At 49.4% G+C, this 12672-nt stretch carries 8 protein-coding genes; 5 read left to right on the forward strand and 3 right to left on the reverse strand.

The window, feature by feature from the left end; genetic code table 11:
- Positions 1–107 precede the first annotated feature (107 nt).
- Positions 108–338 carry a hypothetical protein gene (locus ACN4EK_RS28570; RefSeq protein ID WP_431661832.1) on the forward strand — a complete coding sequence of 77 codons (231 nt, stop codon included), beginning with the start codon at positions 108–110 and terminating at the stop codon, positions 336–338.
- Between the two features lie 856 nt (positions 339–1194).
- Complete coding sequence (locus tag ACN4EK_RS28575) at positions 1195–3282, forward strand: bifunctional metallophosphatase/5'-nucleotidase (RefSeq protein ID WP_431661833.1); 2088 nt, start codon at positions 1195–1197, stop codon at positions 3280–3282.
- A 122-nt stretch (positions 3283–3404) separates the two neighbouring features.
- Here the strand turns inward: ACN4EK_RS28575 and ACN4EK_RS28580 are convergent, their stop codons facing one another.
- From ACN4EK_RS28580 to ACN4EK_RS28590, 3 genes are all read right to left on the reverse strand, one after another.
- Positions 3405–4277 (reverse strand): SDH family Clp fold serine proteinase, encoded by an 873-nt coding sequence (locus ACN4EK_RS28580; protein ID WP_431661834.1) that lies wholly within the window; start codon positions 4275–4277, stop codon positions 3405–3407.
- 607 nt (positions 4278–4884) lie between these two features.
- Positions 4885–5553: a hypothetical protein gene (locus ACN4EK_RS28585; protein ID WP_431661835.1), complete on the reverse strand. Its 669-nt coding sequence runs from the start codon at positions 5551–5553 to the stop codon at positions 4885–4887.
- Positions 5554–5928: 375 nt separating this feature from the next.
- The gene (locus ACN4EK_RS28590) at positions 5929–6084 is read right to left on the reverse strand and encodes a hypothetical protein (protein ID WP_431661836.1); all 156 of its coding nucleotides are present in this window, start codon (positions 6082–6084) and stop codon (positions 5929–5931) included.
- Between the two features lie 58 nt (positions 6085–6142).
- On the opposite strand from ACN4EK_RS28590, the gene ACN4EK_RS28595 reads away from it, so the two are divergent.
- Genes ACN4EK_RS28595 through ACN4EK_RS28605 form a run of 3 tightly spaced genes read left to right on the forward strand, consistent with a single transcriptional unit; the run spans position 6143 to position 12645 of the window.
- The gene (locus ACN4EK_RS28595; RefSeq protein WP_431661837.1) at positions 6143–9139 is read left to right on the forward strand and encodes a PAS domain S-box protein; all 2997 of its coding nucleotides are present in this window, start codon (positions 6143–6145) and stop codon (positions 9137–9139) included.
- A gap of 12 nt (positions 9140–9151) precedes the next feature.
- A complete protein-coding gene (locus ACN4EK_RS28600) occupies positions 9152–9583 on the forward strand; it encodes a response regulator (RefSeq protein WP_431661838.1) in 432 nt (143 codons plus the stop codon).
- A gap of 8 nt (positions 9584–9591) precedes the next feature.
- A complete protein-coding gene (locus ACN4EK_RS28605) occupies positions 9592–12645 on the forward strand; it encodes a sensor histidine kinase (protein ID WP_431661839.1) in 3054 nt (1017 codons plus the stop codon).
- Positions 12646–12672: the final 27 nt, after the last annotated feature.

Consider the following 12672-nt stretch of genomic DNA (forward strand, 5'->3'; position numbering starts at 1 on the left):
TACCAGAATAGGAGCGAGATTCTATTTTTCTTTGAATAAAGTTACAAAACGAACAGTTAAGTTTGGTTTTTTAGGAGTTAATGTTCTTAATGACTATTCCTTTTCCTATGCTTGAACTCACTGCCGCAGACTACTCCCTCCTGTCCTGGGTATATCAGTCCGGTGTCTCGCCCCACTCGCTCTCGCTTCGGTTTCAGCACGACAGTTTAATTGTGCAATGTCAAACGATCGAGGAGGCGATGAAGCTGTGGGAACAGCGATCGCTCCTCCAAATGCCTGGAAAAGAACTGTGTTTTCGGGTGAATGGCACCTTTTACATTGGTGCAACAATCCAATAAGGGTTACGTCGTTCTGTTAGTGGCTTGACACCGCTTTCAGGCTAATCTTCAAAGTTTTCTGCCCTCTATCTCAGTGACCGGACTTCCAGTAGAAGAACGCATCATGGGTAGGGTTAGGTTCGAGTTGGAGGTGGTGGCTTCCGGCTAGGTCTAGCCCTACTCTTTAGTCTGCGGGTAGTCAATCATGATCCTTAGCAACCTCTATCCTCGCTGCAAACCTCGGTTGCTAAGACCAGAAGAATTTATCCTCACAAATCGTCGGGGTTTGGCATTCGGTCAATCATCTTCGCGATCGATTCAGAGATCATCTGCCGAATCATAAACCGTACAGTTATCTTCGCGATCAATTCAGAGATCATCTGCCGAATTATAAACCCGCACAGGGGTAATAGCTTTCTCACAGATTTCCTCAGACTGATGACAATTCTGGCTAGAGTGGGCAGCATCCTCAGCAGATATTGGGATATTGACTTGAACCATGTAAAGAAATGGTCAAGCCATCCACGCTAAGTATGAGGTTTATATAAAGTTCGGGATTCATCAACCATTGCTTAACTTCTGTTGGGCTGTTCTTAACCCGTAATCGATACGTTATTAGTCACAACCGTATCTTCACGGTAGTTGTAACCCGACAGGATGAATTTGAGGGGGAATCTCATCTGAAAAACCCGATTTCTAGGGAATTTTGAGATTTTTTGCTCTTCAACCTATTTCTGCCGACACCCGAGATCAAGGCAGTGCTAGAAAACTGAGCCAGAGAGGGTGCGCCTCCATTCAGAGGCGTTCAGTTTCATCTGGCAATGGGTTCACTGTGCTGCCGTTATGTTATTTCATTCACGTTAAACCATACCCAATCATGTTTCAACAGCCACTTAGAGGTCGTTCCCTGCCTCGCTTGCATCACCTGTTACTGGCTTCTAGTCTGGCTCTGTCAGGGGGATTTACTCCCAGTATTGCTCAGGGGTTTACGCTCAATCTGATGCACTTTAGTGATGGTGAATCGTCACTGCTCACTCGGACAGGCACAGTATTTCCGGCAACTACTCCACCGACAACCTTTGACTATAGCGGAGTGGGGCTGTTTGCCGATTTAATCGATCGCCAACGGAATGCCAGCCTGACGGATTTTGATTTGTTGGTCACTGCTGGGGATAACTATCTCGCCGGGCCGCAATTTGAAGCCAGTTTAAGGTTGCCTACGGGGCAACAGTTTTATGATGCCAGAGCCCTGGAATTGCTCAATATTGATGTAGGTGGTATTGGCAACCATGAATTTGATTTTGGCCCAGAGGTGCTGGCTCGGTTTATCGATCCCACCGGGGCGGGTGTAGGGTTTCGTCCCTTTGTTTCGGCGAATTTAGTGATTCCCGATGATAGTCCGTTGCAAGGGTTGATTCAGCCCAGTACGATCGTGACTAAAACGGTGAACGGGGTTGAAGAGCGGGTGGGCGTAGTAGGAGTCACCACTCCCCTGCTGCGTACCATTTCCAGTCCTGGCAACATTGGCACGATCGGGGATGCCTCTAACACTCCTGGGTTTAATCTGTTAGTCAGTACAGTGCAGGCAGAGGTAGACAACCTTACCAACCAGGGAATTGACAAGATTGTGCTGGTCTCTCACTTGCAAGACCTGAATGAGGAGAGAGCCTTAGCCGGAAGATTGCAAGGGGTAGACATTATTGTGGCTGCCGGAAGTGATACCCGATTAGCGAATCCTGAGGATGTCCTGCTACCCCTGTCGGGCGAGACGGCTGTTCCTACCTACCCACTGATTTACAATTCCCAAACGGGGCAGCAGGTGAACAGTTTGGCTGATTTACCGGCGGGAGTTGCCCCTACCTTGATTGTGTCAACCGACGGGGAGTACAAATATCTGGGGAACGTGCAGGTTGAGTTTGAGAACGGCAGAATTACCAGCATTTTGGAACCGGGCACTGGCCCGCAGCGGAATACGGCGTTAGATGGACTGACTCCCCGCACCGATCTGGTTAATGAAGTACAAAACCCCGTGAGTGCGTTCGTAGACAACCTCCGACAAACTGTGGTAGGTGTCACAAACGTACCGCTCAACAGTTTACGGACGGAGGTACGAGCTAAAAGTACGTTGGCAGGTAGCTTGATTGCCGATGCGATTCGTGATGCGGCGCGAGATGGCGCACCCAGTGTCGGACTGAATCCTGCCAATATTCTGGTGGGGATTCAGAATGGTGGGGGCATTCGCAACGATCGCCGCTTTAATCCGGGTGATATTGTGAGCGAATTTGACACATTTGATGTCCTACCCTTTTCCAACTTTGTTTCTGTGGTGACTGGAATTACAGGTGCAGAACTGCTAGAGATCTTGGAGCGATCGGTGGCATCCCAAACGGCTCCGGATGTTGGTGGAGGTGGTCAATTCCTGCAACTATCAGGGCTAGAGGTGATTTATGATGTGACGCAAACGGCACAGGTCGTGACCGCAGATGGCGCGATTACGACACCGGGTTCACGCATCCTCAGCATCCTGTTAGATCCAGACCACGATCGCACTGGACAGTTTCTGTTTGATGTGGCACAGGGGGGATTTCTGGTTGATCCAGGTCAACCGTTGTTTGATCTGGCAACGATCGACTTCACGGCTCGCGGTGGTGACAACTTTGCTACCCTGGCAAACATTGCCCAAGACCGCAAATTCACATTGGCTGGTGTGACGTACCAGGCTGCCTTGCAGAACTATATCCGGGATGATTTAAACGGCACCATTAATGCCATTAACATTCCCAGTGGTGAAGACATTCGGGTACGAAATGTCTCCTCGTTGGTCAGTCCGGCGATCGGGGGGCAGGTAATTGTCGCTCCGGGGAATACGGAGGCGGTTCCCGAACCTGCATCTATGTTGGGGCTGGCTACGGCGGGATTAGGTCTAGGGTACCTGAAGCGTCGCCAAGCCAAAGCCAAAGCCTAGTCGAGAGTTACATTGACGAATAGATTACGGTTCTAGCCTGGAACTCGATCGCTGGCGCTTAACGGCTCCCGATCGGTTCCAGGCTAATCACTTTGAATAGACCCTAACCTTGGGGCTAGACCTTACTGAGGCACAATTTTGGTTTTAGCAGGTTCTGGAAGGGCGGGACGACTTTGGTAGGGCAGGGGAATATATTGCACAGAAGGGCGACCCGTCATCGGTTGGGGATACAGATCCATCAACGCATAAATTTCAGTGGGCAGTTTCACGCTCACAGGTAAGCCCATTGACTGCGCTTCTTCAACGGAGATCGGGTAGTCGTGCGTTACCTGCCCCGTTGTGAGAGTTTCAATAATGCGATCGATATTCTCGGGCTGAATTTTTTGTTGCGGAATCGTGTCTTCTAGTAGAGTACGCACAAACTTCTGCACCTGCCGAATCGCTTTATCAGCAATATCTGCGGTAATCAAGGTTTGATCATCTACTTCATTGATTGGCTTTTCTGCCACCACCTTGAGGACACTCGCGGCGGGAACATTCCCCAGTTGCGGATCAACAGGGCCTAACACCGCATTTTCATCCATGACAATCTCATCGGCTGCCATTGCCAGCATTGTGCCACCACTCATCGCATAGTGGGGAATAAATACCGTTACCTTAGCTTGATGGCGGACTAACGCCCGGGCAATTTGTTCCGTAGCCAGCACCAGACCGCCGGGGGTATGTAACACCAGATCGATCGGGACATCGGAGGGAGTCAGGCGAATGGCTCGTAATACTTGTTCTGAATCTTCAATACTGATGTAGCGAGCGAGGGGAATTCCCAATAAACTAATTGATTCTTGCCGATGAATTAACAGAATGACGCGGCTACCTCGCTGTTGTTCTAATGCCCGAATTGCCGCCACCCGACGAGCCTCGATCATGCGCTTCTGAATCACAGGCTGCAACGACGATAGGGCTAACAGGATAAAGAAGATATTCGTAAAGTTCATTAAGGTTCCTCAGCTTGGACGATCGCTGGATCGAAACGGAGTCATCCAGTCTGACAAAACCATACAAACAACTCAGCCAATTTGCTAGTTCAACAAGAGAGACTTTTTGATTACGCTTTTGGAGTGAAATTAGTATTGATCCCATCCTCAGCGCCGCGAATCTCTGAGGGTCAAATTTAGACAAGCCCTGGTAAATATGAACGATCGCGACCTGGTCAACGGTCTATGTCAAGATGGCCGCTGTGAGTAAGGTCTGGCTCAGGGTAGATGGCATTTCAGGCAACTTTGGCTATAGCGAGGGGCAGGTCGATCGCCAACAGTGCTGCCTATTAAATTAGCTACCCATACTACAGCCGTTTTCGCCCCCTAGCCCCCCTTTCTACGCTGCCGTCAGGTATACTCTGGGGGAAGAGCCAAAGTCCCCCCAAATTGGGGGATTGAGGGGGCTGACGGAATTGACAAGTGTGGTGCATTCATCCAAGAACGCCTGTCAGTTAAATCTGTTCTCACAGCGGAGTTGGATGTAGAGGTAAGGCTACAGTTTACCGAATAGTCAGAGCGATTCATCTCAGTTAAACCCACCCCTACACCGATTAGATCAGGTAGATCAGGAAGTTTTACTGCTGGTCGATCGCCGTCTTGAGGGGCTACCTTTGGTCGATTTTCCAGTAGCAGAAGCACTATTGGTGTCAGCCGCTTTAGTCCGCTTCGGTTTACTGGTCGGTTTAGCCGTGGCTTTGGTGGATGCGGCAGCTTGGGTTGTTTTTGCAGCTCGCTTTCTGCCTCTGCCAGAAGAGGTGGCTTCAGGCGTTCCATGGCTTGCCTCAACTTGCGACTGACCGTTTAACTCTGGAGATGATGTCAGCTCTAATGTTGGTGTCGAATTCGTAACTGCACCATTCCCAGAGGATTTATCTACCTCACTCTGTTTGCGCTGACCCCGCATTCCAGTCCGACGACGCGATACCCCTCTCGCTTTCGCTTCTGCGGTTAACAGTTGTTTCAGCCGAGTCACCGTAATTTGAATTCCAGAACTGGTTAAAGCATTTGCCAACTCTTCGTAGGAAATGCCCTGCTCCAGACTGGCTTTGATGCGATCGTACAGTTTGCTAATCGCGGTTTGCAACGTCAGGCGATTCGTCACTAACTCGTTTAAGCGAGCATTCGCCACATCCAGCGATTCCACTGGAACGTAGGCCACCGATCGCTGAAATTTAGGCTGTTTGGCTTGCCGCTTGGACTTGCTCACAGCACCTTCACTTTTACTGCTGTTCATTTCAATGCTCCTAAAGCTCGGTAGTCACTAACGCAAAATGTGAGATCAACGTTACAGAATCGGACAGACACCTGAGGAATTGCTGATTTCAAGACAAGCTAGAAGTCCGCGCTACAGCATGGGGGGATTGATTCACAATTATGCGTAATTTCTCACTAGGATACTCTGTTGTAGACACAAAAGTGCATCCGAAATGCAACTGAAACCAAAGTTTTAACCAAAAATTGATCAAAAGTGCCAGTGATGAGTTGTTAGATGCACTGTTGTTAACTGTGGATGGTGAGTCGTTGGTGGTTTGAACTTTGGTTTGAACTTGGCAACGATGGGCATTGAAACTGACAGGATTGTCGTCATTGGCACTGGATTTTGCTTTACTCATAGCAGCTTCTTACCCACCGCACTCGTCTGCTCACAGTGATTGAGAGGCTGACCGTGACGATCGCCTGCCTGAAACACCAGGCCGTTGAGAATCATGAACCATTTGTCGCCCAGCGATCGCAAACGGGCATTCTGAGGGGTAGACCTGCTCAATCAGGTTACGTCTGTAAATGCTACCGACTCATTCCGCAACTCACCTGTTGACACCCCTATGTTGTCTGATTTCTCTGCTCTAGCAACGGATTTGGTTTTAGCGATCGCCCTCCGACCCCTCCTGATCACGCCAGACCACTCTTTACGCCAAGCGATCGAGTTAATGCATCAGGCACAAATGCTGTCTATCGAGAGGGAGCAAGATAGGGCTGAATGTGCCAACCTTTGCCACAGTTGTGTCTTAGTTGTGGAGGGAAGCCGCTTAACGGGCATTCTGACCACCGTGGATGTGGTGCGACTGGTTGCCGCAGGCGTAGTAGCAGAAACAATGCCAGTGCGCGACGTGATGACAGATCAGGTGGTCACCATTAGACAATCTCATGTGTCGTTGGCTGGCGTATTTGATTTATTTCGTTGTCATCGTTTACATCATCTGCCCCTATTGGATGAGTCCGATCGCGTGGTGGGCGTGATTACGCCGGAGCGGGTGCTACAGGGCTTGAAATGGGCTGATTTATTGAGCCTAGTGCAACAGGAGGGGTTACTAAAACAAAAGACGCATGAGTTGGAAAAGCGGGAAACCCGATTGCATCGCTTAGTCGCCAGTGTGCCCGGCATGTTGTATCAGTACATGTTGCATAGGGATGGGACTGAAAGCTTTCCCTTTATTGGCTACAACTGCCGCACTATTTTTGAAATCGACCAGGACATCGCGTTGCATGATCCTAATTTTCTCTGGCGCATGACGTATCCTGAGGATTTACCTGCCCTGCGAGAGTCGCTTCAGCTATCTGCCCAAACCCTACAGTCCTGGAAGATGGAGTGGCGGGTTCTCACGCCGTCTGGGGGCTGTAAATGGGTACAGGGCATTGCCCGACCTGGACAGCAGGAGAATGGCGATATTGTCTGGAATGGCATGATTCTGGATATCACCGATCGCAAGAAGTTAGAAGAAGAGCGCGATCGCTTCTTTAAGGAACTGCGGCGATCGCATGATGAATTAGAACAACGGGTGCAAGAACGAACTGCCGCCCTGCAAGAAGCCTATCAAGAGCTGAACTCACTGATTGAAAATTCCCCCCTGGCCGTGGTGGAGTGGGATAGTGATTTCCAGGTGCGGGGTTGGTCATCCCAGGCAGAAAAACTATTCGGTTGGACTGCCGCAGAGGTGTCGGGTAAACATCCCGATGATTGGCAGTTTGTCTATGAAGCCGATCGACATACGGTGCAAACCGCTATCAAACACCTATTAAATGGCAGCGAAGCCCAGAGCGTCTATTGCAGCCGCAACCTGACCAAAGATGGTTCAGTGATTTATTGCGAGTGGTATAACTCGGCGTTGGTAGATGAGTCCGGTAATTTGATTTCGGTGTTGTCATTGGTATTGGATGTGACGCAACGAAAACATGCCGAAGCGGCGTTACAAGCCTCTCAGCGCCGATTTGCTACCGCCTTCCACGCTAGTCCGGTACCGTTATGTATTACGACATTCCCTGAGAGTCACCATTTAGATGTTAATGATAGTTGGGTGCTGAGTACAGGGTACAGTCGCGAGCAAGCGATCGGGCGGACAGTGACGGAACTAGAGCTGTGGCAGTTACCCGCAGAACGGAACCAATTCATGCAAACGATGCGAGAACAGGGATCAGTTCGTAACTTTTTGATGCACTCCAAAACGCAGAAGGGCGAAGTCCGCAAAGTATTATTATCCTGCGACAAGATTGAATTGGATGGGACGGCTTGTTTGCTCAGTGCCGTGATTGATATTACCGAGCAAAAACGGATTGAAGAGGCCCTCCGCGAGAGTGAGGCGTTGTATCGCACCTTGATTCATAACTTCCCGAATGGAGCGGTGCATCTATTCGATCGCCATCTCCGCTATGTGTTTACCGATGGGCAAGAACTCGCCACGATGGGGATGAGTCGAGAGCAATTTGAAGGCAAAACCCTGTGGGAAGCTTTACCGCCAGAATTAATTCCGCTCATGGAGCCATTATATCGACAGGCATTGGCAGGGCAGGCTGTCACTCAGGAATTACCATTTGGCAATCGTATCTACATTATTTATGTAGTGCCGGTTCGCAATGATCAAAATGATGTCTTCGCAGGACTGGTATTGATTCAGAATATTACTGCCCGAAAGCACATGGAAGCGGCACTCATGCAGGCACGGGATGAGTTGGAATCACGGGTGCAGGAACGGACAGCAGAATTAGCTTCTGTGAATGTGTATTTACAAGAGCAAATTCTGGAACATGGTCGCTTAGCGGAACGGTTAGCTATTTCCAACCAGGAATTAGAGCAGTTTGCTTATATTGCCTCGCACGATTTGCAGGAACCGTTACGCACCATTACCAGCTATACGCAACTATTAGCCAAACGATATGCCGGACAATTGGATGCCAAAGCAGATAAATATATTGGCTACATTGTGGACGGCTCTACCCGGATGCAACAACTGATTACGGACTTACTCGCCTACTCCCGAGTGGGTAGACAGGAACTCAAACTAGAACTGACGGATTGTAACGAACTTCTGCACAAGGTATTACATAACCTCCAGGTGGCGATCGCCGAATCAGAAGCGGTGATTACCTGCGATCGCCTGCCAACGGTAGTGGTGGATGCCGGACGCATCATGCAACTCCTCCAGAATTTGATTGGCAACGCAATTAAATACTGTGATAAAACGCCGCCACGGGTGCATGTGGGGGTGTTGGGGCAGGATGGGGGAGATAGGGAAGATGGGGGAGATAGGGAAGATGGGGGAGATGGGGCGTTCGATCAGGAGTATCTATTCTGGGTGCGAGACAATGGCATTGGTATTGAGCCGCAATATATCGAGCGAATTTTTGTGATCTTTCAACGGTTACATACCCGCCGGGAGTATGAGGGAACGGGGATTGGGTTAGCCGTATGTAAAAAAATCATAGAACGACATAAAGGTCGGATTTGGGTGGAGTCGGAACCGGGGCAGGGGGCAACGTTCTACTTCACACTACCGAAGGCAGAGGAACAACACAGTGAGGTTGGTGAGGAGATCGGACGCAATTGACAAGGGTGGTCTATGACAATTCATATTTTGCTGGTTGAGGATTCTCCCAGCGATGCGGATCTATTGCTGGAGGTGATGGAGGAGGCAAGACTGCCGACCCAGCTTTATGTAGTAGAGGATGGGGTAGAGGCGATCGCGTTCTTACGTCATCAGGGTCAGTATGCAGATAAACCTCGTCCCGATTTAATCCTATTGGATCTGAATCTACCCCGAAAGGATGGTCGGGAGGTACTGGCAGAGGTTAAAACCGATCGAGATTTGGGCACGATACCTGTAATTGTTCTAACCACGTCTGCCGCGAATGAAGATATTCGTCAAGCCTACGAGCTACATGCCAATTGCTATATCACTAAACCTGCGGGTTTGGATGACTTTATCCAAATGGTGAAAGTATTCGAGCAATTCTGGTTAACGGCTGTTCAACTACCTCCCCGTTCGGATTAGCATCTATCATGCCTTCTCTACTGCTAAACATTTTGCTGGTTGAAGATAATCTTGCTGATGCGGATCTGCTTCAGGAAATTATTGATGAACAGGATGAACCAGTATGGCATCTCACCCATGTGGAGCGGTTGAGTGAGGCGCTGCATCGCTTAAAACAGCAACCCTTCGATCTAGTTTTACTGGATTTATCGTTACCCGATGCCCAGGGGCTAGAGATGCTGTCACGGATTCACGATGTTTCTCCTACCATGCCGATCGTTGTCTTGACGGGCTTGGATGATGAGGTGATGAGCTTAGAAGCGCTGCGGCGGGGGGCACAGGACTATTTGGTCAAGGGACAGATTGCCTACCCCCTCTTAATCCGAGCGGTGCGGTATGCGATCGAACGAGCCCGGACTCAGCAGGTGATCTATCAACAATCGGCGGCGATCGCTGCTTCCAGGGATGGCATCGCGATTCTGAATCACGAGTTGACCTATAGCTATCTCAACCTGGCTCATGCCGAAATCTATGGCTATCCCAGCCCAGATGACTTAATGGGAAAAAATTGGCGATCGCTGTATGACGGCGAAGAACGCTTTCGGATCGAACATGAAATTATGCCGGTGTTGCGTAAGCAGGGCTACTGGAAAGGCGAAACGGTTGGCAAACGCGATTCGGGGGAGCGAGTTTATCAGGAACTCTCGTTAACGGCATTGAGTGATGGCGGCTATGTCTGTATTGTGCGGGATATTAGCGATCGCAAGCAGGCAGAAGCCTCCTTACGGTTAGCCCAGTTCTCCCTCGATCGGGTCAGTGATGCCGTGTATCTGGTCAAGCCGGATGCCCAATTTCTCTATGTGAATGAAGCGGCCTGTCGTTCTTTGGGCTACTCGCAACAAGAATTGCTCAATCTCACGATGTTTGATGTCTATCCAGCTTACACACCGGAACTCTGGGCAGAACACTGGCACATGCTGAAGCAGCAGGGCTGGCGGCGATCGGAATCCCTCAACCGTACTAAGGATGGGCGTGAGTTTCCGGTGGAGATGAGTTCCAACTACTTACAGTTCAATGGCAGGGAATTTAAGTGTGTGATTGTCCGCGACATCAGTGCCCGGAAAGCGGCTGAAGTTGCCTTGCAAAAAAGTGAACAAAAGTTCAGAACCCTGGTGGCGAATGTCCCGGGGGTAATCTATCGTTACCTGCCGGATGAACGCTGGACAGTGGTGTTTATTAGTGATGAGATTGAAAAAATCACTGGTTATCCGGCGGCGGATTTTATTAATAATCGAGTCCGCAGCTTGATTGATTGTTGCCATCCGAATGACTGGCTGATGGTACAGCATGTGACGGAACGCGCCCTTGCCCACCGACAACCCTTTGTCCTGGAATATCGCATGATTAACCGCGATGGTGGGATTCGTTGGGTCTATCACAAAGGACAGGGGATCTGGAATCAGGACGGCTTTTTATTATATCTGGATGGCGCTATTTTTGATATTAGCGATCGCAAGCAAGCCGAAGCCCAAATTCTGCGGTTGAATAAGAGTCTGCAACAACAAGCCCTGGATCTGGAAGCCGCGAACCAGGAACTGGGCACAACCCAGGAATTTCTCTCCACTGTGTTGGATGCAGCCTCTGACCCCATCTTTGTCAAGGATGAAGAGCATCGTTGGGTGTTACTGAATCAAAAGTTTTGTGATTTTGTTGGCTACAGTCGAGAGGCGTTGCTAGATAAATCCGACTACGATATTTTTCCGCCTGAGCAAGCCAAAATATTCTGGGAAAAGGATAATCAGTTGTTAACGACGGGGGAAACGCAGGAGGATGAAGAGTATATTACCGATGCCAATGGTCAGGTTCGGTATATTTCCACCAAAAATAGTCGCTTTATTGATTCATTTAACAACCGCTATATCGTTGGCATTATTCGGGATATGACGGCTCGGAAACAAGCTGAGGAAGCCCTACGCGAAAGTGATGAACGCTTACAAGCCATTTTGGATAATGCCCAAACAGCGATTTATCTGAAGGATACCCAGGGACGATATATCCTGGTGAATCAAAAATTTCAAACGCTGTTCCACTTACCTTTAGAACAAATTCGGGGTCAGACAGACTACGATTTGCTGCCGCCAGAACTGGCTTATGTGAATCAAGCCAACGATCGCAAGGTACTGGAATCCAAAACCAGTATGGCATTTGAGGAGTTTACGCTCCAGGATGATATGTTGCATACTTATCTTTCCGTGAAATTCCCTTTGTTCGATCGTGAAGGAGTTCCCTATGCTGTAGGTGGCATTTCTACCGATATCACAGCACGTAAGCAGGCGGAGGCAGAAGTGCTGCGAGCCCTAGAACGGGAGAAGGAACTGAACGAATTAAAATCTCGCTTTATCTCGACCACTTCCCATGAATTCCGTACTCCCCTAACCACGATCCTGGGTTCAACGGAATTGCTGGAACATAGTAGCCATCGGTGGACGAATGAGAAAAAACAAAAACACTACAGCCAAATTCGGGCGGCTGTGCAACACATGACGCAGCTATTAGATGATGTTTTGACGATTAGTAAAAGTGAGGCGGGTAAACTGCCATTCCATTCAGAATTGCTTAACTTAGAAGCGTTCTGTCATCAGTTGGTGGATGAAATGCAGGCAACGACTCGCAACAATCACACGCTGCAATTCACCTGCTCTGGAACGTCACTGACCGCAGAAGCCGATGCCAAACTGCTCCGACAAATTCTGCAAAACCTATTGTCTAATGCGATTAAATATTCTCCAGCCAATAGCTCGATCGCGTTTACCTTAATATGTACAGACAAAATGGCGATCTTTCAAGTTCGCGATCGCGGGATTGGTATCCCTCAGGCTGATTTACAACATTTGTTTGAGTCATTCCATCGCGCTAATAATGTCGGAACGATCGCTGGGACAGGGTTGGGGTTGGCGATCGTCAAACGAGCCGTTGAACTCCATCATGGAGAAATTTCGGTCGAGAGTGAATTGGGTCAAGGAACGCAGTTCACGGTGCAAATTCCCCGATTGGTTCAGGAGCGGGGGGAGATGGAGGGATAGGGCGATGGCTGTCTCTTATACACATCT

The sequence above is a fragment of the Pantanalinema rosaneae CENA516 genome, from assembly GCF_050753385.1.
Taxonomy (GTDB): Bacteria; Cyanobacteriota; Cyanobacteriia; order Leptolyngbyales; family Leptolyngbyaceae; genus Pantanalinema; species Pantanalinema rosaneae.

Coding starts and splice junctions, on each gene's coding strand:
- ACN4EK_RS28605 (WP_431661839.1), top strand. CDS start 9,592: ATGCCTTCTCTACTGCTAAACATTTTGCTGGTTGAAGATAATCTTGCT.
- ACN4EK_RS28600 (WP_431661838.1), top strand. CDS start 9,152: ATGACAATTCATATTTTGCTGGTTGAGGATTCTCCCAGCGATGCGGAT.
- ACN4EK_RS28575 (WP_431661833.1), top strand. CDS start 1,195: ATGTTTCAACAGCCACTTAGAGGTCGTTCCCTGCCTCGCTTGCATCAC.
- ACN4EK_RS28580 (WP_431661834.1), bottom strand. CDS start 4,277: ATGAACTTTACGAATATCTTCTTTATCCTGTTAGCCCTATCGTCGTTG.
- ACN4EK_RS28570 (WP_431661832.1), top strand. CDS start 108: ATGCTTGAACTCACTGCCGCAGACTACTCCCTCCTGTCCTGGGTATAT.
- ACN4EK_RS28595 (WP_431661837.1), top strand. CDS start 6,143: ATGTTGTCTGATTTCTCTGCTCTAGCAACGGATTTGGTTTTAGCGATC.
- ACN4EK_RS28585 (WP_431661835.1), bottom strand. CDS start 5,553: ATGAACAGCAGTAAAAGTGAAGGTGCTGTGAGCAAGTCCAAGCGGCAA.